This is a genomic window from Candidatus Accumulibacter sp. ACC003, assembly GCF_907163085.1.
Classification (GTDB): Bacteria; Pseudomonadota; Gammaproteobacteria; order Burkholderiales; family Rhodocyclaceae; genus Accumulibacter.
The window spans coordinates 582,735-604,166 of sequence record NZ_CAJQTX010000002.1; the positions used below are offsets into that span (position 1 = coordinate 582,735).

Consider the following 21,432-nt stretch of genomic DNA (forward strand, 5'->3'; position numbering starts at 1 on the left):
GCCGTCCCGACGGGGGACGGCTGGTCGGCAGACCTGCGGACCGCTTCTGGACGTTCAGGAAGAGCGTGGATTGCCCGTCAACTTCTCATACTTGACCCACAACTGGTCTTCGTTCTCCTGATTCGCAGGATCCTTGGGGATGCAATCGACCGGACACACCTCGACGCACTGCGGCGTGTCGTAGTGGCCGACGCATTCGGTGCACTTGTTGGGGTCGATCTCGTAGATTTCCACACCCTGGGTAATTGCTTCGTTCGGGCACTCGGGCTCGCACACGTCGCAGTTGATGCATTCGTCGGTGATAGTCAAAGACATGCTGGCTGTTCCTTCAGATCAATGAAATTTCGCTTACGCGTTGGGCCAGGCGCTCGCGGATCGCCGGCCGCACGAACTTGCTGACATCGCCACCGAGCTTGGCGATTTCCCGGACCATCGTCGCCGAGATGAATATGTATTGCTCGCCCGGAGTCAGGAACACCGTTTCGACCTCGGGAAACAGGTTTCTGTTCATTCCTGCCATCTGGAATTCATAGTCGAAGTCAGAGACGGCGCGCAGGCCTCGGATGATCACCTTGGCACCCTTGCTGTGCAGGAAATCCATCAGCAGACCGTTGAAGCCACAAACCTCCGCATTCGGGTACGGCTGCAGAATCTCCCGAGCCATCTCGATCCTCTCGGCCAGCGAGAAGAACGGCCGTTTCGGCTGACTCTCGGCAATGCCGACGATCACATGGTCGAAAAGGCAACTCGCACGACGAACGAGATCCTCATGGCCACGGGTGATCGGATCGAAGGTACCTGCATAGATTGCCATTCGCCTATTCAGCGCCATCGGCTCCGCCTCGCTGCATCAAGTGATAAAAAACCTGGCCTGCCCTCCCCTGGCGTACCGTCTGCCACTGCCCGCAGCCTGCCAGCAGCCGCTCGGCCTCGACGTAGAGCACGGCGTCCGCCGCCAGAAGTGACGGCAAGAGCGGCACCAGTCGCTCGATCCAGCCCTGCTTGAAAGGCGGATCGAGAAACAGCACGTCGAATCGCTCGCCCACGGAAGTGGCGAATCTTACCGCATCCGAGCGAACAATCTCCAGGCGCTTGTCGACGTCCAGCGTCCGCGCGTTGGCCGCCAGCGCCGCGACGACCTGCGGCGAGCTATCGACCAACAGCACTCTCGCCGCGCCACGCGACGCCGCCTCGAAACCCAGCGCGCCGCTGCCGGCGAACAGATCCAGGCACGACCTGCCCGACAAGTCGCCGCCCAGCCAGTTGAACAAGGTCTCGCGTACCCGGTCGGGGGTCGGCCGCAGGCCTGGTGAATCGGGGAAGCGCAAGACGCGCCGTCGCCATTCGCCGCCAATGATCCGTACCGCGTTCAGGATCCTACTCCCCGCCGACGATCACCGTCGCCAGGTGCTCGAGGCGCACGTGCCGCTGGAACGCCGCCTTGACCTCGGCGACGGTCACTCGGGCGATGTTCTCTGGGTAGTGATCGAGGTAATCGAGTGGCAATTGGTAGAAGCCAATCAGCGCGACGTTATCGAGGATCTTCCGATTGCTGTCCAGCCGTAGCGGAAAGCTGCCGATCAGATTCTCTTTTGCAGCGCGCAACTCGGCGTCGCCGGAGCCTTGCTCGAGGAAGCCGCTGAGCACCGCACGGGTCAGCTGCAGCGCCTCGTCGACCTGCGCCTTCCTGGTCTGCAGACCAATCTGGAAAGGCCCCAACTGCGCCAGCGGCAAAAAAGCGCTGTGCACGCTGTACGCCAGCCCGCGCTGCTCGCGGACCTCTTTCATCAGGCGTGAAACAAAACCGCCGCCACCAAGCGAGTAGTTGCCGACGAGCAAGGGGAAGAAATCGGGATCGCCGCGCTTGAGCGCCGGCAAGCCGATCAGCAGGTGTGCCTGCAAGGCGGGATGCGCTAGCCGCTGTTCGCTGGCGGCCGGCAAGGCGGGTACGACAATCTCGCTCACGGCCGGTGCGGACGGCAGCGCGGCGGTCAATTCCTCGGCCAGCGCTTCGGCCTGCGCACGCGACAGATCGCCGACGATCGCCAGGGTGGCCCTTGCCGCGCTGTAGTTCGCGGCGTGGAAGGCCAGCACGTCGGCGCGCTGCAACGCCGTCAAGGACTCCGGCGTCGCCTGCTGACCATAGGGGTGCGAGCGATACATCGCCGACCACAAGGCTCGACTGGCGAGCGTCTCGGGGCGCGTCAGTGCTTCCTTGAGCGCCGCCAACGAACGCGCTTTCTCGCGATCGAAAACCACCACCGGAAACTGCGGCGTAGACACGATGGCGCGCAGCACCGCGAGCGCCGGCCCGCGCTTGTCGGCCATCGACAGCGTCCGCAGCAACAGCGAAGCGCGATCCCTATCGACGCCGCCCGACAGCCTGGCGCCGACATCCGCCAGGCGGCTGGCGATTTGCGTTTCGTCCATGCCGGCAACGCCGAGCTCGATGAGTTCTCGCGTCAAGGCCGCGACGCCCGCCCGCCCCTCGCCCTCATGCGCCGTACCGGCAACGAAATCGACCTCGATGTCGAGCATCGGCAGCGCATGGTTCTCGACAAAGAACACGCGTGCCGCCGACGTCGTCTGCCAGTGCTCGATCTGCGGGCCAGCGTGCGCCAACCGAACGGCCAAGGCGATCACCAACAGCAGCAGTTTGCAGGGCTTCATCGGTGGCCTCGGATCAGTGCCGGGCGGCCGACGGCGAACGCTGCGGCGGCGCCTGCGGCAAAGCTTGCGGTTCAAGCTCGGCGACCGTCAGTTGCTGGTCGCGAAAGTACGTTACGGCCACCGCCTGAATCTGCTCGGCAGTCACCGCCTGCAACTTGTCGAGAATTCGCCGGTTCAGCGCATACGGAATTCCGACGGACTCCAACTGGCCAATCTCCATCGCTTGCGCAAACATCGAATCGAGCTTGTAGATCTCACCGGCGATCAGCTGCGCCTTGGCTCGTGTCAGTTCGTCCGCGGCGACACCGTGCTGCTGCACGTCGGCGACTTCGGCGCGCAGCCCGGCCTCGAGTTCGGCCGCCGTCTTGCCCGCGCTGGGTGATCCGTACAGATAGAAGATGCCTGGACCACGCGCCGTCGAATCGTAGCTGGCCGTTGCCTCGACCGCCAGGCGCTGCTGGCGCACCAGGTGCTTCGAAAACCGCGCCGCGTCGTGGCCGGCGAGAACCGCTGCCAGCATTTCCAGCGCGTAGGGGTCGACGTCGTGCTCGACGTCGCGGATCACCGGCGCCTTGTAGGCCATCATCAACACCGGCAGTTCGGCCGGCGCCTTGACGCGCAGCCGACGGATGCCGGCCTGCGGCGGCTCGTCCTGCGGTTTCCTGACCGGCAACTGACGCGCTTCGACGACGCTGTAGTGCTGTTCGGCAAGCTGAAATACCGCCTGGTGATCGACGTCACCGACCACCACCACATAAGCATTGTTGGGCGCGTACCAGCGGTCGTACCATTCGCGCGCATCGGCCGGCGTGAGATTCTCGAGATCGTTCATCCAGCCGATGATCGGCACCCGGTAGGGGTGCGTCTGGAAAGCGACGGCGGTCAGCTGTTCGAACAACAGCGACTGCGGCCGGTCGTCGGTGCGCAAGCGCCGTTCTTCCATGACCACCTTGAGCTCTTGCACGAACTCGCTGGCGTCGAGCGTCAGATGACGCATGCGATCGGCTTCCAGCTGCATCATTTCGGACAGCTGCTGCTTCGGCACCTGCTGAAAATAGGCGGTGTAATCGCGGCTGGTGAAAGCGTTGTCGCGACCGCCGGCGGCGGCGACGCGGCGGCTGAACTCGCCGGCGCCGGCAGTCGGCGTGCCCTTGAACATCATGTGCTCAAGGACATGCGCGACGCCGGTCCGGCCGTTCGTTTCGTCCATGCTGCCGGCACCGTACCAGACCATGTGCGCCACCGTCGGCGCCCGGTGATCCTCCTTGACGATGATCCGCAGACCGTTCGCCAGCCGCCGCTCGAAGGTCTCGGCGAGGCCGCTCAGCGGCGCCAGCAGAGCCAGCAACAGCGGAAACAGTCTCGCCTGACGCATGGGCATGAATCGCTTCTGATAGAATTTCGGGATGTCGGGGATTTGCGCCGGCATCTTAACACCGCCAAAGCCCCCGAGCGCCTTTGAGATACGAACGCACCATGTTTGGTTTTTCCAAGAAACCCGCAGAAATTCGCACCGAAACAAGGCCTCCGGCAGTCGCCGAAACCGCCACCGCCACCGCGACCGCGGCCGCGACTTCGTGGCGGCAGCGGCTGCAGACCGGTCTCGCCCGCACCCGCGCGCAGTTTGGCGGCAAGCTGAAATCGCTGTTCGCGCGTGGCAAGGTAGACGAGCAACTGCTCGAAGAACTCGAAGCGCTGCTACTGAGCAGCGACGTCGGCCTGGACGCCACGCAGCACCTGCTCTATCAGCTGAAGATGCGCGCCAAACGCGACAGGCTCGGCAGCCCGGAGGCGATTCAGGGAGCTCTCTCGGAAATCATGCTCGAGCTTCTGCAGCCGCTCGAAGAAGCGCTCGATCTGACGACGCACCGACCCTTCATCATCATGATTGCCGGTGTCAACGGCGCCGGCAAGACGACCTCGATCGGCAAGCTGGCCAAGCATTTCCAGGCGCAGGGGCTGTCGGTCCTGCTGGCCGCTGGCGACACCTTCCGGGCGGCGGCACGCGAGCAACTGCAGGCCTGGGGCGAACGCAACAATGTGACGGTTATTTCGCAGCAATCCGGCGATTCGGCGGCGGTCATTTTCGACGCCATCGCCGCCGCCAGGGCGCGCGGCATCGACGTTGTCCTCGCCGACACCGCCGGTCGCCTGCCAACGCAGTTGCATCTGATGGACGAAATCGCCAAGGTCCGGCGCGTCATCCAGAAGGCCGATCCGTCCGGGCCGCACGAAACGTTGCTCGTTCTCGACGCGACCTTTGGCCAGAATACGCTGCAACAGGTGATCGCCTTCGACAAGGCGATCCACGTCAGCGGCCTGGTGCTGACCAAGCTCGACGGCAGCGCCAAAGGTGGCGTCGTCGCGGCGATCGCGCGCCAATGCCCGAAGCCGGTGCGCTTCATCGGCGTCGGCGAAGGCATCGACGATCTGCGTCCTTTCCATGCCCGTGATTTTGTAGACGCGCTGTTCGAGTGATTACTGCCAACGCCGTCACCAAGCGCTACCCCGGCGGTCACGAAGCGCTAAAGAACGTGAGCTTCGAGATTACCGCCGGGGAAATGGTTTTCCTCACCGGTCACTCGGGCGCCGGCAAATCGACGCTGTTCAAACTGCTGGCGGCAATCGAGCGCCCGACGACCGGCAGCATCGTCATCAACGGCCAGAACCTGGCGGCGCTTCGCCGCAACGCCATTCCCTACCTGCGCCGCAAGCTCGGGCTGATCTTTCAGGATCGCAAGCTGCTGTTCGACCGCAGCGTCCTCGACAACGTCTTGTTGCCGCTGTCGATCGTCGGCCACCCGGCCAAGGACGCGCCACGTCGGGCACAGGCGGCGCTGGCCAAGGTCGGCCTGCCGAATCGCGAAAAAGCCTATCCGATCGCGCTCTCCGGCGGCGAGCAGCAACGCCTGGCGATTGCCCGGGCGGTAGTCAATCGCCCGGCGATCATCCTGGCGGACGAACCCACCGCCAACCTCGACGCCGCGTCGGCAAGCGAGATCCTCGGGATCTTCCGGGCTTTTCAGCAAGTCGGCGTAACGGTTCTCATCGCCACCCACGACCCGCTGGCGCTGGCCACACTGGAGCCGAGGATTCTGCGCCTCGACAAAGGCGAAATGAGTGAATCGCCGAGCGCCGCGCTGGCCGCTCAATCAGCCAAAGCTTGCACACCATGAGCGCCTGGCTCGGCGATCATCTGCGGGCCTTGCGCGAAGCGCTGCGCCACCTCGCAGCAACGCCCTTGAACAGCCTGCTGTCGCTGTTGGTGATTGGCGTCGCGCTGACACTGCCGACCGCCGGCTGGCTGGCGATCGAAAACCTGCGCAAACTCACCGGCGACACGCCTGGGGTGCAGCAAATCAGCATCTTTCTGAACGTCGACGCCGGCCAGAAAGAGCGCACCGAGATTGACCAGCGCTTGCACGACGCCGACGCCGGCAGCTGGCAGTTCGTCCCCCGCGCCGAGGCTCTGCAGCGCCTGCAGGAGTCCGAGGGGATGGCCGAAATCATCGGCAGCCTGCCAAAGAACCCGCTCCCGGACGCTTTTGTCGTCACCCCTACGGTTTCGCAACCCGAGTCGCTCGAACGTCTGGCAGAGACCTTCGCGGCGTGGCCAAAGGTCGCGCACGTGCAGCTCGACTCGGCCTGGGTCAAACGCCTGGACGCCATTCTTCGCCTCGGCAAGCGCGTCGTCTTGCTGCTCGCGGCGCTCTTTGCCGGCGCGCTGGTGACCATCACCTTCAATACCATTCGTTTGCAGATCCTCGCCCGAGCGGCCGAGATCGAGGTCGCCAAACTGATTGGCGCGACCGATGCCTATATCCAGCGCCCACTGCATTACTTCGGACTGCTGCAGGGCGCTCTCGGCGGACTATGCGCGGCGCTGCTGGTAACCATCGGCAGCCATCTCCTGACGCCGCCGGTAGCCGAACTGGCACGACTCTACGGCGGCGGATTCACGCTGCACAGCCTGGCATCGGACGAGGTCGTCGCTCTGGCGGTGATCGGCGGCGCACTCGGCTGGCTGGGAGCAAAGATCTCGGCGCTGATTCACCTGCGTCGTATCAGCTAGGCCTACTCGCAGCCGGGCGATATTCGTTGGTCGCGCTGGCACGATCCGTCACGCCAACAAGACGCACGCCCAGACCGCCAGGACATTGAGCAAGGCCAGCAACACCGCGGCGCTGCCGATGTCTTTGGCGCGCTTGGCCAAGGGGTGCTGCTCCAGCGAGATCCGATCGACGGTCGCCTCGATCGCTGAATTGAGCAGCTCGACGATCAGCACCAGCAGCACACTACCGATCATCAGCGCGCGCCCGAGACCGTCCGCCGCGAGCACCAAAGCCAGCGGAATCAGGAATGCGGCGAGCAGCACTTCCTGACGAAAGGCGTCCTCGGCGACAAACGCCGCGCGCAACCCCGCCAGTGAATAGTGGAGGGCGTTCCAGACCCGCCGCCAACCGGTCTGTCCCTTGAACGGGCTTTCGTCGACCACCGAGTTCTCCTTGCCTAGAGGCGATGGGCGGCAAGTATAACGACTCGGCCCAATCCCGAGCGAGTTTGCCGCCCTGGCCCGCGCCTTGGTCGTCGCCGCCACCGTTTCCCGGCCCCCGGCCCGACTCGGCAGCGCGCCAGCCGACCTGCCATCGCCGGCCGCGCACCGCTACAATGGCGACCGCGACGCCAATCCCCCATTCACCCATTCACCCAGACGACGAGGCAGAAGTTGACGATGACCCAGGACGAACTGAAGACAGCCGTCGGCCAGGCGGCCATTGCGCATGTGGTCGAAGGCGAAGTCGTCGGCGTCGGCACGGGCTCGACCGCCAACTGCTTCATCGATGAACTGGCGACGATCAAACACCGAATCCGGGGTGCCGTAGCCAGTTCGGAAGCCACCAGAAAGCGACTCGAAGCGCACGGCATCCGGGTTTATGGCCTCGACGAGGTCGAACACCTGCCGGTCTACGTCGACGGCGCCGATGAGATCAACGCCGCGATGCAGATGATCAAGGGCGGTGGCGGCGCACTGACCCGCGAGAAGATCGTCGCCGCGGTGGCGCGAAAGTTCGTGTGCATCGCCGACGCGACCAAAATGGTGCCGCGGCTCGGTCGCTACCCCCTGCCCGTCGAAGTGATTCCGATGGCGCTCGGCCACGTCAGACGCGAGCTGGCAAAGATCGGCGGCTCGCCGGTTCTGCGCCGAGGCTTCGTCAGCGACAACGGCAATCTGATCATCGACGTCAGCGGCCTGTCAATCGACGACCCGAGCGCTCTGGAGACGCGCATCAACCAGATTGTCGGGGTCGTGACCAACGGCCTCTTCGCGTGCCGGCCGGCCGACGTCTGCCTGCTCGGCATGGCGGCCGGAGTGCAAACGCTGCTCGCCAGCTGAGCGCTCGCGCCACCGCCAGCCTTCGTGGCGGTGGCGCGACCAGCACCCGGCGCGGCTGAGCGCGGCCGGCAATCAGCTGCTGGGCGGCACGTAACCCTGCACCTTGTCGGCGCCGTCGCCGAAAAAGTGCCTTTCCAGCTGCTCGGCCAGATACTTGCGATGCGCGGCATCGGCCAGATTGAGCCGATTCTCGTTGATGATCATGGTCTGCATGCGTACCCATTGCTGCCATGCTTCCTTCGATACGCCTTCATAGAGCCGCTTGCCCAACGCGCCGGGGTAAGGGGGAAAATCCAGGCCCTCGGCCTCACGACCCAGCTTGATGCAGTTAACCATTCTTGTCATGCAATACACTCCTTGATTGCTCTGCAGCGGTCGCGCAGAGGTAAAACATGTCGCGTTCCGATCGGCGCGCCGGCCGAAGCGCAACGGCAATAAACTAAAGGTCTTTGATCAACACCTTGGAACGACGCTGCAGGTTGTAGACCAGCCGCTTCTCGGCCGGCAACTGATCGATGTGACGCTCGCCGAAGCCGCGCTCCTTGAACCACTGCGAGGTCACCGTTGTAAGCACGAACAAGCGCTTGATTCCCAGCGCCCGCGCCCTGGCCTCGATCCGCTTTATCAGCAGCGCGCCATAGCCCCAGCGGCGATAGTGCGGATGGACGGCCAGACAAGCCAACTCCGCCTGATCGCCGCCGTAAGGATAAAGCGCGGCGCAGGCGACGATCACCCGATCGTGTTCGACCACCGAGAAACGCGTGATTTCACGTTCAAGCAACTCGCGCGAACGACGTACCAGAGCGCCTTCTTCTTCAAGCGGCTCGATCAGCGCCACCAGGCCACCGATGTCGTCGGGGCGGGCGTCGCGCAGCTGCTCGAGCGACTCACGCGTGATGATCGTGCCGACGCCGTCGCGCGTAAACAGCTCGCGCAGCAGCGTGCCGTCCTGATCGTAGCCGATCAGGTGCACACGGTCGACGCCAGCGCGGCCGGCGCGCACGGCGCAGGGCAGATAGCGCTTGAGGTCGGCCGACAGCCAGTCGCCCAGACTGAGCAAGCGCTCGGCCGCGTCTACCGTCAACTCGTCGAGCAAGGCGCCGTCGATATCGGTGGCGCCCGGGCTGTCGCTCAGAAAAATGAGCTTGTCGGCGAGCAGCGACGTGGCCACCGCTTCGGCCACCTGCTCCATCGCCAGATTGAAGATCTCACCCGTTGGGCTCGAGCCAAGACACGACAGGAGAACGATGTTACCGAGGCTCAACTGGGCGCGAATCCCTTCACCGTCGATCTTGCGGACCTGGCCCGAATACTGCATATCGACGCCATCGACGACGCCGACCGGGCGGGCGGTAATGAAATTGCCGCCGACCACCCGAATCGTGCTGTTGGCCATTGGCGTATCGGCCAGGCCTTGCGAAAGCAGCGCCTCGATCTCGACGTAGATGCTGCCGACTGCGTCGATCACGCTGGCGATGGCCTTGGCATCGGTCACCCGAAGGTTGCCGTGATAGACCGATGGCAAGCCGCGTTCGCGCAGCAAGGCCTCGATCTGCGGCCGAGCGCCGTGCACCAGGACCAGGCGTACACCGAGCGCCGCCAGCAGGTTGACGTCGTAAGCCAGCGTCCGCGCCAGCGGCCCGGCGATCGCCTTGCCGCCGAAGGCGATCAGGAAGGTCTTGCCGCGAAAAAGATTGACGTACGGCGCGACCGACCGAAACCAGGCTACGAAGTGGTCGGAACTTGAATCGTCAACCATGTCACGTGGCGGGTGTCGCCTGCTCGTCGGCCGGTTCTGCTTCTTTCGCCTTCTCGGCTTTCGACGCCTCGGCTGCCGCGGCCTTCTCTTCCTTAGCCTCCTTCGCGGCGGCCTTGGCCTCGGCGGCCTTGATGCTTTTTGCGGTCGGCATCTTGGGCGCTTTCATCGGCTCGAGCTTGAGCTCTTTTTCGAGGCGCTCGCAGATCGTCCGCAAGACCTTGACGCGCGCAAAATACTTGTCATTGGCCTCGACGATTGTCCATGGTGCGGTTCCGGAACTCGTACGCTCCATCATGTCGCAGACGGCGTCATGGTATTGGTCGGCCTTTTCGCGGTTACGCCAGTCGTCCTCGGTTATTTTGTAGCGCTTGTGCTCGACCTCCGCCCGCCCCTCGAAGCGCTTGAGTTGCTCCTCGTCGCTGATCTGCAGCCAGAACTTGATGACGATGCCGCCCGCGTGCCAGATGTCGTGCTCGAAATCGTTGATCTCGGCGTAGGCGCGCGACCAGTCGGCTTCGCTGCAAAAACCCTCAACGCGCTCGACCAGCACCCGGCCATACCACGTGCGGTCGAAGATCGTCACCCGCCGCAGGCGCGGCATGTGCCGCCAGAAGCGCCACAGATAGGGTTGCGCGAGCTCCTCCTTGGTCGGCGCAGCGATCGGGACGAGCTGATACTGGCGCGCATCCATCGCCGAGATGACGCGCCTGATGGCCCCACCCTTGCCGGCCGCATCCGAACCTTCGAAGGCGAGAATCAAGGCCCGCTTGGCGAAGTCGGGATGGCGCATCAACTCGGCCAGACGCCCCTGCCATCTGGCGAGCTCGGTGGTGTAGAAGTCCTTGGGCAGACTCTGCGACAAGTCGAGCGCACTCAGCACGTCCAGCCCGTCGATCCGCGGCGAGACCGGCGGCGCCAGCGGCGCGCTCTGCTCGCGCTTATCGGCCAGGCGCTTTTGCACCGCATCGAGGATGGTCTTGCCGACGGTCAACGAGCGATAACGGTCATCGGTTCCCTCGACGATGATCCACGGCGCCCAGGCGGTACTCGTCGTACGCAGCAGGTGGCCGGCGACCTCCTGCAACTTGTCGTAGGTCTTCAGGCGATCCCAGCTCGCCTTGGTCACCCGCCACTTGGTCAAGGGGTTCGCCTCGATCGATTTCAGACGTTCCTGTTGCGCATCCTTGGAAAGATGGATCCAGAACTTGAGGACCAGCGCGCCCTCGTTGACCAGCATCTCCTCGAAGCGATTGAGCTGATCCATGCGCTGATCAAAATCGGATCGCGACATGTCGTTGCTGATTCGTTCGGCGATCGGCGCCGAATACCACGAACCCGAAAAGATGCCAATGCGCCCCTTGGGGGGCAGCGCTCGCCAGTAGCGCCACATCGACGGACGCGCCTTCTCTTCGGCGGTCGGCGCGTAGAACGCGTGCGTCGACAGGTAACGCGGATCCATCCACTCGTAGAGGACGTTGATCGTTTCACCCTTGCCCGACCCGTCGACACCACTGATCAGAATGACTACCGGAAAACTGCCGTTGTCGCGTAACAGAGCCTGCGTTTCGAGCAGCGCCGCGCGTAGCGTCGGTACCTCCTCACGATACGTTGCCTTGTCGATCTTGTGTCCCAGTTCGGCCGATTCAAACATCCGTCATCTCCTCCTTCAAGTCACCCCACAAAAACTGGATTGCTGTCAGCGCAGCAAGGCCAGCCGTTTCGGTACGCAGAATACGCGGCCCCAGACGTACCGACAAAAAACCAGCCAACGAGGCCATTTCGATTTCTTCGGGCGCCAGCCCGCCCTCGGCGCCGACCAGCAGCTCGATCCGCTGATCGGCGGTCGGCGTCGGCATGCTCGTCAGGGACTGCCGGCCGGTCGGCGCCAGCAGTAGGCGCAAAACTCCTGGCTCGGCGCTTCGTGCCAGCCAGTTTTCAAGACTCTCCGGAGCGAGCAGCTCGGGCAGCTGGTTGCGTCCACACTGTTCGCAGGCGGCGACGACGACACCGCGCCAATGCTCGAGCCGGCGCACGGCGCGCTGATCGGCAAGACGGACGACGCTGCGTCGCGAGATCACCGGCACGATGCGCCGGACGCCGAGCTCGACGGCTTTCTGCACCGTCAGGTCCATTTTTTCACCGGTCTGCAGCGCCTGCACCAGGGTGATCGAAAGCGGTGACTCGCGTTCGCTGGCCCGCCATTCGAGCACTTCGACAGTGACTCGCGAACGCTCGCTGCCGACTATTCTCGCAGCATATTCGCCACCGCAGCCATTGAACAAGGTCAAGCCGTCACCGCGCCGCAAGCGCAGAACCCTGCTCGCATGATGCGCGACGCGCTCGGGCAAATCGGCTTGCGTGCCGGCCGCTAGCGGCATCGGGCAATGAAAACGGGGATCATTCACCATGGTATTATAAGATCTTAAGTGTTGGCTGATCGTTCTTTGGAGGCGGCTCTCGCATGGCACTCAATACACCGGTGTGTGATTTCGGCTGGCCAGCCGTCGACTTCGAACTTGCTGACAGCAGCGGTTCGCGGCACACGCTGGCGTCGCTGCGCGGTACGAACGGGCTGCTGTTGATGTTCATCTGCAACCACTGCCCCTACGTCAAGGCGGTGCTTGATCGCATCTGCCGCGAGGCGCGCGAGTTGCAAACCATGGGCATCGGCGTCGCCGCAATCATGAGCAACGACCCGACCGAGTACCCCGAGGATTCCCTTGAAAACATGCAACGCCTGGCGAGCCAGCTCGACTTCTCTTTCCCCTACCTTTACGACGCCGAGCAGAGCGTCGCACGCCGCTACGGCGCCGTCTGCACGCCCGATTTCTTCGGCTTCAACGGCGACCTGGAATTGCAGTACCGCGGCCGTCTCGATGCCAGCGGCCGCCAGCCGGCAGCGCCCGATTGCCGACGCGAGCTGTTTGAGGCGATGCGTCAGGTCGCCGAGACCGGCTGCGGTCCGCGCAAGCAGATCGCCAGCATCGGCTGCTCGATCAAGTGGCGCAGTTGATTCACGACGAGATTCGCGATGAGCGAGTTGGACAGCGCGGCACCGCCGACGACCTCTGACAGTGAACTAAAACGGATGCTCGACGCGACCGTCGCGCTGGTCCGCGAGGTCGCACAGCGCGAGATCATGCCGCGCTTCTTGCGGGCCATTCACGACCAGCGCAAGGACGACGGCTCGCTATGCTCGGAAGCCGACCTGGCTGCCGAGAATTTTCTCCACGGCCGACTGCAAGAGATTCGCTACTGCCCAATCATCGGCGAAGAAATGACGCCAGCGGCGCAACACGCCAGCTGGCACGACGGTAGCGACGACGACGCCGGGCTGTGGTGCATCGACCCGATCGACGGTACGACCAATTTCATCAACGGCCTGCCCTGTTTTGCCGTCTCGATCGCCTGGATACGCGCCCGGCGCAGCCGACTGGCAGTAACCTACAACCCGATCACCGATGAAATGTTCTATGCCCGCGAAGGTAACGGCGCCTACCTCAATGGCCGGCGACTGCCGCTGCGCCAGGTGACCGGCGACATCGGCCGCGCCGTTGGTGGTGTCGATTTCAAACGAATCCCCAAGCAGCTCGCTGACCGCATTGCCGTCAGCCCGCCGTTCTACTCGCAGCGCAATTTCGGCAGTTCGACACTCGACTGGTGCAACCTCGCCGCTGGCCGACTCGACCTCTACCTGCACGGCGGCCAGATGCTCTGGGACTACGCGGCTGGCAACCTGATCCTGCGCGAAGCGGGAGGGCAGATGTGCACGCTGGCGCACGACGAGTACGACGATGCCGACGTCTGGCGCCGCTCGGTCATCGCCGCCCTGCACCCGGCGGTCTTCGCCCGCTGGCGGAACTGGGTTCGGCAGAACAACTCGCCGGCCAGCAGCTGAAGCGACAACTTCGGCGGCGCGAACGAAATCCGGCAGGCGACAACACGACAAGGCGGCCAGCCGCCGCTTCAGCCTGACGCGATCGCCAGTTCGCCGGCGGTTTGCCAACTGGCGGCGAGTTCGACCGCGAGCTGATCGGCATCGAACGATGCAGCGACAGCGACGCGCTGCGCGGCGCAGTTCAGGCCAGCCCGCTGCAGCCACTCGTCGCTATAGTAGGTGTGCGCGTAGCGCTGCCCCGAATCACAGAGCAGGGTGACCACCGATCCCGCTTCACCTCGCGATCGCATGTGGTCCATGCACGTCAGCGTGGCCATCAGGTTGGTGCCGGTCGACGCGCCGACGCGACGGCCCAGGCGCAGCGAAAGCTCATGCATCGCGGCTACGGACCAGACGTCCGGCACCTTGACCATGGCGTCGATCACGTCGGGAAGAAACGAAGCCTCGACGCGCGGCCGGCCGATGCCTTCGATTCGCGAACCGTCGTAGCGGCAAAGGTCGGGATTGCGGTCGAGGTAGTGCTCGAAGAAGACCGATAGCTCCGCATCGGCTGCGCAGACGCGCGTTGGCCAGCCGCAGTAGCGTACGTAACGGCCCAATGTCGCAACGGTGCCACCGGTGCCGGCGCTGGCGATCAGCCAGGCTGGCACGGGATGCCGCTCGAGCCGCATTTGCTGGAAGATCGACTCGGCGATGTTGTTGTTGGAACGCCAGTCGGTCGCCCGCTCGGCATAGGTAAACTGATCCATGTAGTGACCATCGAACTTGTCGGCCAGGCGCTGCGCTTCGCCGTAGATGCTCATCGGATCGTCGATGAAATGGCAGCGGCCGCCCTGGAATTCGATCGCCGCGACTTTTTCCGGCGACGTCGACTCGGGCATCACGGCGAGAAACGGCAGACCGACGAGGCGGGCAAAATAGGCCTCGGAAATCGCCGTCGAACCACTGGACGCCTCGACCACCGTACTCCCCTCGCGCAACCAGCCATTGCACAGTGCGTAGAGAAACAGCGAACGCGCCAGGCGGTGCTTCAGGCTGCCGGTCGGGTGACTCGATTCGTCCTTCAGATAAAGGTCGATGGCCGGGAAACCGGGTAGTTGCAAAGGGATCAGATGGGTGTCGCTGGAGCGCTGAAAGTCCGCCTCGATGCGGCGAATGGCGGCGCGCACCCAGCTTCGATCGCTGCCGCCAGCAAGTGCAGGTAGCCTTTTCATCGGCCGAGCTTAACAGGCGACGGCCGCCATTCCAAGACCTTGTCTTGCCAGGAGCACGCGGCCTGGCGGCGCGCAAAGCAGGCGGTCGCGCGTGTGCTCGGCCGTTTTTTCGGGTAAACTGGACTAAATTACTCGGGTATCAACTGAAGGAGCTTTGACAAATGGCTGTAACGATTGAAGCCGTAAACGCGGCGCTGAAGGATCTAATCGATCCGAACACCCAGAAAGACTATCTGTCGACGCGTTCGGCGAAGAACATCCGGATCGACGGGGCCGATGTTTCGCTCGACATCGAGCTTGGTTATCCGGCGAAAACACAGCTTGACGAAATCCGGCAGGCGGTCATCGAGGCGATCAAGGCGCTGCCCGGCGTCGGCAATGTCAGCGTCAACATCAGCGTCAAGATCGTCGCCCATACCGTGCAGCGTGGCTTGAAGCCACTGCCCGGAGTCAAGAACATCATTGCCGTCGCCTCCGGCAAGGGCGGCGTCGGCAAGAGCACGACGGCGGTCAATCTGGCGCTGGCGCTGGCTCAGGAAGGCGCCAGCGTGGGACTGCTCGACGCCGACATCTACGGCCCGTCACAACCGCAGATGCTCGGCCTGACGGGGCAGAGACCCGAGTCGGAGGACGGCCAGTCGATGGACCCGCTGCGCGCGCATGGCCTGCAGGCGATGTCGATCGGCTTCATGATCGACATCGATTCACCGATGGTCTGGCGTGGACCGATGGTCACCCAGGCGCTCGAGCAATTGCTCAAGCAGACCAAATGGGACGATGTCGATTATCTGATCGTCGACATGCCGCCGGGAACCGGTGATACGCAACTGACGCTGGCCCAGAAGGTGCCAGTGACCGGCGCGGTGATCGTCACCACCCCGCAGGACATCGCCCTGATCGACGCACGCAAGGGCCTGAAGATGTTTGAAAAGGTCGGCATCCCGATCCTCGGCCTGGTGGAAAACATGAGCACGCACATCTGCTCGAAGTGCGGCCATGAGGAGCACATTTTCGGCCAGGGCGGTGGCCAGCAGATGTGCAGCGACTACGACACCGAGCTCCTCGGCTCGCTGCCGCTGGAACTGTCGATTCGCGAACTGACCGATTCGGGCAAACCGACGGTGGTCGGCGCGCCGGACTCGCGGGCCGCCGAGATCTACCGGACGATTGCCCGTCGCCTGGCGGTCAAGATCGCCGAACGCAGCCGCGACATGAGCGCCAAATTCCCGAACATAGTCGTGCAGAACACCTGAGGGCCTGTGAAAATATTTCCCAGCGCTTTCGCTGCCACGCCGGGCACATCGGCCAATGACGGAGTGACTTGAAGCGTCCTGGTGGCCCCAATGCCAGCGACGCGACGCCTCTTCACTGACGACGCCACGCCCCCGTTGGGCGGGAAAGTGGCGGCGACCGCACTCCTCTTCGTGCTGGCGCCCAACCTGATGCGCCCGGTTACGCTCGCACCCCACTTGCTTGGGACAGGGACAGGAACCGCCCTGCCACAAATGGCTGGCTAACCGGGGAAGCACGCGGAAAAAGGATAGATCAAGCGCCAACCGCCGTCGCAATTTCCCACCAGGCATATTCTGGCCCGTCGTGGTCCGACCAGCGGAACCGCGTCTCTACTGGTGCCAAGGCAAAACCGTCAGCACCGCCGAGGAAAGCTGGATGAACTCATCAGCCAAGAGCACGGGCTTCAGCCGGCGGCGCATTTGCCATTCGACGGCGGCCTCGTATTTCCCATCCATCATCCAAACCGCGAGCTATTCATTGCACTCGAAGTCATGCCTGGTCGGCGATTCCCGTCGTGCACCGACGCTTCGTGTCGCAAAAGGGCAGGTGCCAGTCACCGGCGAGTTGCCATCAGGGAGAACATACTGTCTCCATTCCCGGTTGTCTGACTCGCCGTACACCCCGAGGTCAGGGTGCACCGGCATTTGGTCCCACTTCTCCAGGCGCTCCCGGGTCTTGTTGCGCGCTTGAATGCCGGCGCGTGTATGGCCCTCTATGCCGAAGAACGAACGCCTTGGCTGCATGAGCATGAGCATGCCGGGACCGAGATTGCGACTGGAACGCAAGCGGTAGCTTGGAGCCGCGCAAAAGACAAACACCGGCTCGCCGGCGAAGCAGAACTCCCAACTTGCTTGGTCGGGGTCGACTGAAACCGAATCTGGCCAAGGGCTGGCATCGGCCTGGTGCAGGGCACGAAGTACTGACCAAAATCGCCGCTCGTATTCCGAGTGCGCGAGCGGCAGCGCGTCGGGAGGAAAGAATACTGTAAGGTTGCGCCTCTCATCCGGAACCAGCCTGGCGTTGGCAAGGAAGTTCTGCAAGGTGCGCGCAAGCAGGTGCTGTGTACACGGGTCGGAGATCGTGTAGTAGAGTTCGCCGCGGTGTGCAGCAGCACTACCGAAATAGCACGGATACTCCGGGTCGGTGACTATCGTGTGAAAGGTTTCCAGGCAGCGAATGAACCACTCCGGGGTCTGAACCGCCCGGCCGACCAAATCGCCCAGCAGCACGCGCTGGCGATAGTCGGCTAGTCGCCGCGATGAGGTGACGAGCATGTCCGCAGTCCTTTAAACGCTAAGCTGAAACTGGCAAGGCGGCATAGTCGACCTTGCCGTTGGCCAGCAGCGGTAACTGTGAAAGAGCAACAAACGCGCTGGGCACCATGTAGGCCGGCAGTTTTGCCGTGCAATACCGGTGTAATTCGAAGGGGCTGGGGCAAGCCGCAGCCGTCTTGCCCACTACATAGGCGATGAGGTGCTTGCGCCCATGCCCGTCGGGAATCGCAGCGACCGCAGCGCGATCCAGAGCAGGATGCTGGCGCAGCGTGATCTCGATTTCTCCGGGCTCGATTCGAGTGCCATTTATCTTCACCTGCCGGTCGAATCGCCCGAGAAACTCGATGACACCGTCTGCAGTGTAGCGGGCTCGGTCCCCCGTTCGATAGAGACGACCCGCGCTTCCGGGCACGGCAAACGGGTCGTCGACAAAGCATTGCTGCGTCAGGCGAGGCTGACGCAGATAGCCGCGTGCGAGCGCGACACCGCCAATAAAAAGTTCGCCGGGCACTCCCGGAGGAACAGGCTGCATCGCCCGATTGAGCAGGTGAATATGAACATTGGACATCGGCCGTCCCAAAGGCACGGCGCGTAGCGACTCCACGAATCGATCACACTCCCATCCGGTTACGGAGATGGCTGCCTCGGTGGGCCCGTAGAGGTGGAGAAGCTTCGCGCCCAGCAGGCTGAAAAACCGGCCGACAACTTCGGGCGGAAGGACCTCGGCGCCACACATCACCAGGCGCAGGCTGTCACACGCCTCAACACCCGGCATGGCGAGAAACGACTGGAGGATTGAAGGTACGAAATGGGCCACGGCAACGCGATGTTCCTGCATGAGGCGCGCCAGATAGGGCATGTTCAAATGCCGACCAGGCTCTGCCACGACGAGTCGTCCGCCGACGCAAAGGGGCCAGAGAAACTCCTTGATAGAGACGTCGAAGGTGAACGGTGTTTTCTGCAAGACCGCCTCGCCGGTACCGAGTGGCCAGTTTTCTTGCAGCCACAGAATGTTGTTCAGCAGCGCGCGGTGTTCGAGGAGTGTCCCCTTCGGTACCCCCGTAGAGCCCGATGTATGTATGACACAGGCGAGTGCATCCGACCTCCCGAAGCCGAGACAGGGCTCAGCTTCGCCGGTCGCTGGAAGATCGTCGAGCGGCAGCAGTGGCAGCCCGAATCGTGCCATGCGATCCTGCCACCGTGCCTCGATGACCAACAATCGAGGCGCAACGTCCTTGAGCACGCGCGCGGTGTGTTCGTCGGGAGAGCGTGGATCGATCGGAACGTAGGCGCCACCGGCTCGCAGTATGCCGAGAATTCCGATGACCATGGCGACCGAACGCTCGGCACACAGTGGCACGAGTACGTCGCAATCGACGCCACGACAGCGCAACTCGCAGGCCAGGCTGCGCGAGCGTCGCTCAAGCTCGGAATAGGAAAGTACATCCCCTTGGAACTCCAGAGCCACCGCGTCGGGCGTACGCTGCGCCTGCTCCTCGAAGAGCCAATGCAGGCATCGTTCGTAGTTGTAGGAAGCTCGGGTAGCATTCCATCGGTACACGATGCGCTGGTATTCCTCCGCGCTGAGCCACTCAATGTCACTCAGCGCGCGACAAGTCGGGATGCATGCCGCGGCGCGGATGATTCCGCGCTCGATCGACGTTACCATGGCCGCCGCCGTTACCCGAGGGTCATAGGTAATCGCAATTTCGCGCACGGTCAGCCCCTCGATGACGATACCGAGACCAAGGCGAAATTCACCGGACAATTTACTCGGCAATGGACGACGAACGCTGGTGATGGCCAGCAATGCATCATAGGCTGCCGTGGCGGGCTCGTGGCTGGAGCCTGAAACGTGCCTATCGACATCACGGCACAGTCGGATAGGATCCTGCGCCAGCGACACGTCAACCCGCAGAACACGAGTGGCCTCGTGCGAGCCATCGCCAGAGATAGCCAAGCTTGCCGAGTCGGCGTCATTGATCCGCGCCACGACGAGTGCGCAGGCGACGGTCAGTAGGCACTGCGGGCGCAGACCGTTTCGTTCCAGCCATACCGCATCTAGTCTGGCGTGGAGGACCAACGTTCCATGTGAGCCGCCCGGATCTCGCCAGCGCCGGGCAAGATGTTCACATCCATGAGACCAGTCTGCTAATGCATCGGCCGCAGGTGAGCGAAGAACTCGCGCAGTTCCCCGTCCACGATCGGCTGATGATAAACGCATTGACTGGTGGTAACGACCGAGCCATGCAGGCGGTGCCTGGGGACGAAGATCATGTCGCCAGGCACAAAATGCAATGGCTCGCCGTAGCTGTGCCAGAAATCCATCTCACCCGATTCGATGACCAAAAGCCGGTCAGTGTCATGTACATGTGTCGTGGATCGCTCGCTCGATGGTTCGACGTAGGTTTCCATGTCGACTGCCAAAGAGCGCTCACGGATGACCCGCGTATAGTCTTCTGCCAACCGGCGATTGTCGATGGCATGGCCGGCCCACGCAATCTGCTGAACGAGATCGTCGTTGGCGGCGACAAGAATCTGGCACATGCCTTGCACGCCTCGCTGGAAGGCGCGCAGACACTCGGTCTGCCGCATTCCCGGCAGCTGCTCGATCCGGGACAACACTTCACTCGCAAGCGCCTCGTTTGCACAAACTGCCCGGCCACTAGACGGGGCTGCGTCGGGGCCGAATGCCGACACCAGGAGATCGCGCCAACATCGGGCAAGCTCGACGGAACAAAGTCGATCGATGGCGATGGCTCCCACGGCTTCGAAGAACCTGCTCGGATCCCTGAGGGCACGCGACAAATAGTTCGCAACCGCTAGCTGCGACCCCAAGTAGAACTGCCAATACGCGTGCGGGGTTTCGCTCAATTGCGCCGCACGAGCCAAAGCCGATGTCCCGCGGCGCCGGGTATGCGCCGCCCGAACCGCAGCGGCGATCCAGTCGCCCCAGAGGCCGTCCGAGCCGGCAATCGCGTAGCGCTGAAGAGCCAGGTCGCGCGCGCGCAGCGGACCGCATATCTGAATCGCGAGGAGTTGCGCCATACGGGTGGGAGCATCGGCAGCGTCGATCGCTTGCGCGACGGCGCGCGCCGAGTCCACGAATTGGGCCAACGACCGTTCGATCAGGTCTGTGGTCGTTTGCTCTTGCTCATCAGCGCTGTCAGCAGAATCGTCGACCCATGCGAAGCAATGTCGCTCCAACGCCGGGCGCACTTGCTCGCCGAGCGCGCGGTTACCGGTCGAGTAGAACGCCATTCGATCGGCGACGCTCTGCGCCGACGACAGCTGCCCGACGAAAGGCAGGTCCGCCTCGTAGATGTTGAGCAGCATGCGGTTACCCATGAGCGCACTCAAGGCATATGCTTGCTGTTGATCTATCGGCCGAGAAAAGTCGAGGAAGGACAAATCGTGTGCGCGCACGGGCCGGTGGAACGGGTTGTCAAAGATGACTTCGTGCCCCTCGGCGCTGCGAAATTGGGGCTGCTCAGCATAGGCACGCAAAGCGCAGTCGAGAGCGTCAGCAGCGCGCGCAGTATTTACGACAACCTTCCCCTGGTGCTTGTCATTCATGCAAATCGACCTCCGCCCCGTTCCGTCCTGACTGCCAGACAGCCGCCAAACGACTTGCTCCCAACAAGCTAAGCAACGGTTGTCAAACAAGCAACATTCATGCCTTACAGCTCTTGACCATGTTTTTTTTACTTATTTTTCGCTGTAGGCGGCTAAGCCTACACAGGGTGTAAAGTTTCCCGACAGCTTTTCGCTCCCGGTGCGCGGCGAAAACTGGCAACCGCCAAGCCCAACAGTCATTGCGTGAGGCAGCTCGGGCAAGCCCCGATGATGAAAGAGAACACGAGTGGGTGGAAACGACCGAGGTCGCGCAATGATATGACGGTTGCGGCCCACAGGCGGCGGCCCACCAC

General features: G+C 63.2%; 22 protein-coding genes. 7 read left to right on the forward strand and 15 right to left on the reverse strand.

Features of this window, described 5'->3' with window-relative positions; translation table 11 throughout:
- Positions 1–54: 54 nt before the first annotated feature.
- From QZ656_RS06260 to QZ656_RS06280, 5 genes are read right to left on the reverse strand one after another with little or no spacing between them, the layout of a single operon-like run.
- Positions 55–315 carry a YfhL family 4Fe-4S dicluster ferredoxin gene (locus QZ656_RS06260; RefSeq protein ID WP_291992564.1) on the reverse strand — a complete coding sequence of 87 codons (261 nt, stop codon included), beginning with the start codon at positions 313–315 and terminating at the stop codon, positions 55–57.
- Between the two features lie 13 nt (positions 316–328).
- Positions 329–826, reverse strand: a complete 498-nt coding sequence (gene coaD / locus QZ656_RS06265; protein ID WP_291992649.1) for a pantetheine-phosphate adenylyltransferase — start codon at positions 824–826, stop codon at positions 329–331.
- Positions 819–1,373, reverse strand: coding sequence for a 16S rRNA (guanine(966)-N(2))-methyltransferase RsmD (gene rsmD, locus QZ656_RS06270; RefSeq protein ID WP_291992650.1), 555 nt, complete (start codon positions 1,371–1,373; stop codon positions 819–821). Before rsmD ends, coaD begins: the two co-directional genes overlap by 8 nt.
- A 4-nt stretch (positions 1,374–1,377) precedes the next feature.
- Entirely contained in the window at positions 1,378–2,670 is a 1,293-nt protein-coding gene (locus tag QZ656_RS06275; protein WP_291992565.1) for a pitrilysin family protein, read from the reverse strand.
- 13 nt (positions 2,671–2,683) lie between these two features.
- A complete protein-coding gene (locus tag QZ656_RS06280) occupies positions 2,684–4,099 on the reverse strand; it encodes a pitrilysin family protein (protein WP_291992566.1) in 1,416 nt (471 codons plus the stop codon).
- A 47-nt stretch (positions 4,100–4,146) separates the two neighbouring features.
- Between QZ656_RS06280 and ftsY the strand changes: the two genes are divergently transcribed.
- The 3 genes from ftsY to ftsX are packed head-to-tail and all read left to right on the forward strand — an operon-like array spanning position 4,147 to position 6,742.
- Positions 4,147–5,148, forward strand: a complete 1,002-nt coding sequence (ftsY, locus tag QZ656_RS06285; RefSeq protein WP_291992567.1) for a signal recognition particle-docking protein FtsY — start codon at positions 4,147–4,149, stop codon at positions 5,146–5,148.
- Complete coding sequence (locus tag QZ656_RS06290) at positions 5,145–5,846, forward strand: ATP-binding cassette domain-containing protein (RefSeq protein WP_291992568.1); 702 nt, start codon at positions 5,145–5,147, stop codon at positions 5,844–5,846. The genes ftsY and QZ656_RS06290 overlap by 4 nt, the downstream gene beginning before the upstream one ends.
- A complete protein-coding gene (gene ftsX / locus QZ656_RS06295; protein ID WP_291992569.1) occupies positions 5,843–6,742 on the forward strand; it encodes a permease-like cell division protein FtsX in 900 nt (299 codons plus the stop codon). The genes QZ656_RS06290 and ftsX overlap by 4 nt, the downstream gene beginning before the upstream one ends.
- A 48-nt stretch (positions 6,743–6,790) precedes the next feature.
- Here the strand turns inward: ftsX and QZ656_RS06300 are convergent, their stop codons facing one another.
- Entirely contained in the window at positions 6,791–7,165 is a 375-nt protein-coding gene (locus QZ656_RS06300; RefSeq protein WP_291992570.1) for a diacylglycerol kinase, read from the reverse strand.
- A gap of 237 nt (positions 7,166–7,402) precedes the next feature.
- On the opposite strand from QZ656_RS06300, the gene rpiA reads away from it, so the two are divergent.
- A complete protein-coding gene (gene rpiA / locus QZ656_RS06305) occupies positions 7,403–8,065 on the forward strand; it encodes a ribose-5-phosphate isomerase RpiA (protein WP_291992571.1) in 663 nt (220 codons plus the stop codon).
- A 72-nt stretch (positions 8,066–8,137) separates the two neighbouring features.
- Here rpiA and QZ656_RS06310 read toward each other — a convergent pair whose 3' ends face one another.
- The 4 genes from QZ656_RS06310 to QZ656_RS06325 all read right to left on the reverse strand — a co-directional run bounded on the left by QZ656_RS06310 (position 8,138) and on the right by QZ656_RS06325 (position 12,232).
- Complete coding sequence (locus QZ656_RS06310; protein WP_291992572.1) at positions 8,138–8,410, reverse strand: oxidative damage protection protein; 273 nt, start codon at positions 8,408–8,410, stop codon at positions 8,138–8,140.
- 94 nt (positions 8,411–8,504) lie between these two features.
- Entirely contained in the window at positions 8,505–9,824 is a 1,320-nt protein-coding gene (gene argA / locus QZ656_RS06315; RefSeq protein ID WP_291992573.1) for an amino-acid N-acetyltransferase, read from the reverse strand.
- 1 nt (position 9,825) lies between these two features.
- The gene (gene pap / locus QZ656_RS06320) at positions 9,826–11,475 is read right to left on the reverse strand and encodes a polyphosphate:AMP phosphotransferase (RefSeq protein ID WP_291992574.1); all 1,650 of its coding nucleotides are present in this window, start codon (positions 11,473–11,475) and stop codon (positions 9,826–9,828) included.
- Positions 11,468–12,232 carry a 16S rRNA (uracil(1498)-N(3))-methyltransferase gene (locus QZ656_RS06325; RefSeq protein WP_291992575.1) on the reverse strand — a complete coding sequence of 255 codons (765 nt, stop codon included), beginning with the start codon at positions 12,230–12,232 and terminating at the stop codon, positions 11,468–11,470. Before QZ656_RS06325 ends, pap begins: the two co-directional genes overlap by 8 nt.
- A 53-nt stretch (positions 12,233–12,285) precedes the next feature.
- On the opposite strand from QZ656_RS06325, the gene QZ656_RS06330 reads away from it, so the two are divergent.
- Entirely contained in the window at positions 12,286–12,837 is a 552-nt protein-coding gene (locus QZ656_RS06330) for a thioredoxin family protein (protein WP_291992576.1), read from the forward strand.
- A gap of 75 nt (positions 12,838–12,912) precedes the next feature.
- Positions 12,913–13,722 (forward strand): inositol monophosphatase family protein, encoded by an 810-nt coding sequence (locus QZ656_RS06335; protein ID WP_291992651.1) that lies wholly within the window; start codon positions 12,913–12,915, stop codon positions 13,720–13,722.
- 68 nt (positions 13,723–13,790) lie between these two features.
- Here QZ656_RS06335 and QZ656_RS06340 read toward each other — a convergent pair whose 3' ends face one another.
- Positions 13,791–14,936, reverse strand: coding sequence for a PLP-dependent cysteine synthase family protein (locus QZ656_RS06340; RefSeq protein WP_291992577.1), 1,146 nt, complete (start codon positions 14,934–14,936; stop codon positions 13,791–13,793).
- 161 nt (positions 14,937–15,097) lie between these two features.
- Between QZ656_RS06340 and apbC the strand changes: the two genes are divergently transcribed.
- The gene (gene apbC / locus QZ656_RS06345) at positions 15,098–16,189 is read left to right on the forward strand and encodes an iron-sulfur cluster carrier protein ApbC (RefSeq protein ID WP_291992578.1); all 1,092 of its coding nucleotides are present in this window, start codon (positions 15,098–15,100) and stop codon (positions 16,187–16,189) included.
- Between the two features lie 369 nt (positions 16,190–16,558).
- Here apbC and QZ656_RS06350 read toward each other — a convergent pair whose 3' ends face one another.
- From QZ656_RS06350 to QZ656_RS06365, 4 genes are all read right to left on the reverse strand, one after another.
- Entirely contained in the window at positions 16,559–16,687 is a 129-nt protein-coding gene (locus QZ656_RS06350; protein WP_291992579.1) for a hypothetical protein, read from the reverse strand.
- Positions 16,688–16,699: 12 nt separating this feature from the next.
- Entirely contained in the window at positions 16,700–17,503 is an 804-nt protein-coding gene (locus QZ656_RS06355; RefSeq protein WP_291992580.1) for a YqcI/YcgG family protein, read from the reverse strand.
- A 19-nt stretch (positions 17,504–17,522) separates the two neighbouring features.
- On the reverse strand, positions 17,523–19,496 hold the full coding sequence (locus QZ656_RS06360; RefSeq protein ID WP_291992581.1) for an amino acid adenylation domain-containing protein: 1,974 nt from the start codon (positions 19,494–19,496) through the stop codon (positions 17,523–17,525).
- Between the two features lie 158 nt (positions 19,497–19,654).
- Entirely contained in the window at positions 19,655–21,079 is a 1,425-nt protein-coding gene (locus QZ656_RS06365; protein ID WP_291992582.1) for a hypothetical protein, read from the reverse strand.
- Positions 21,080–21,432 lie beyond the last annotated feature (353 nt).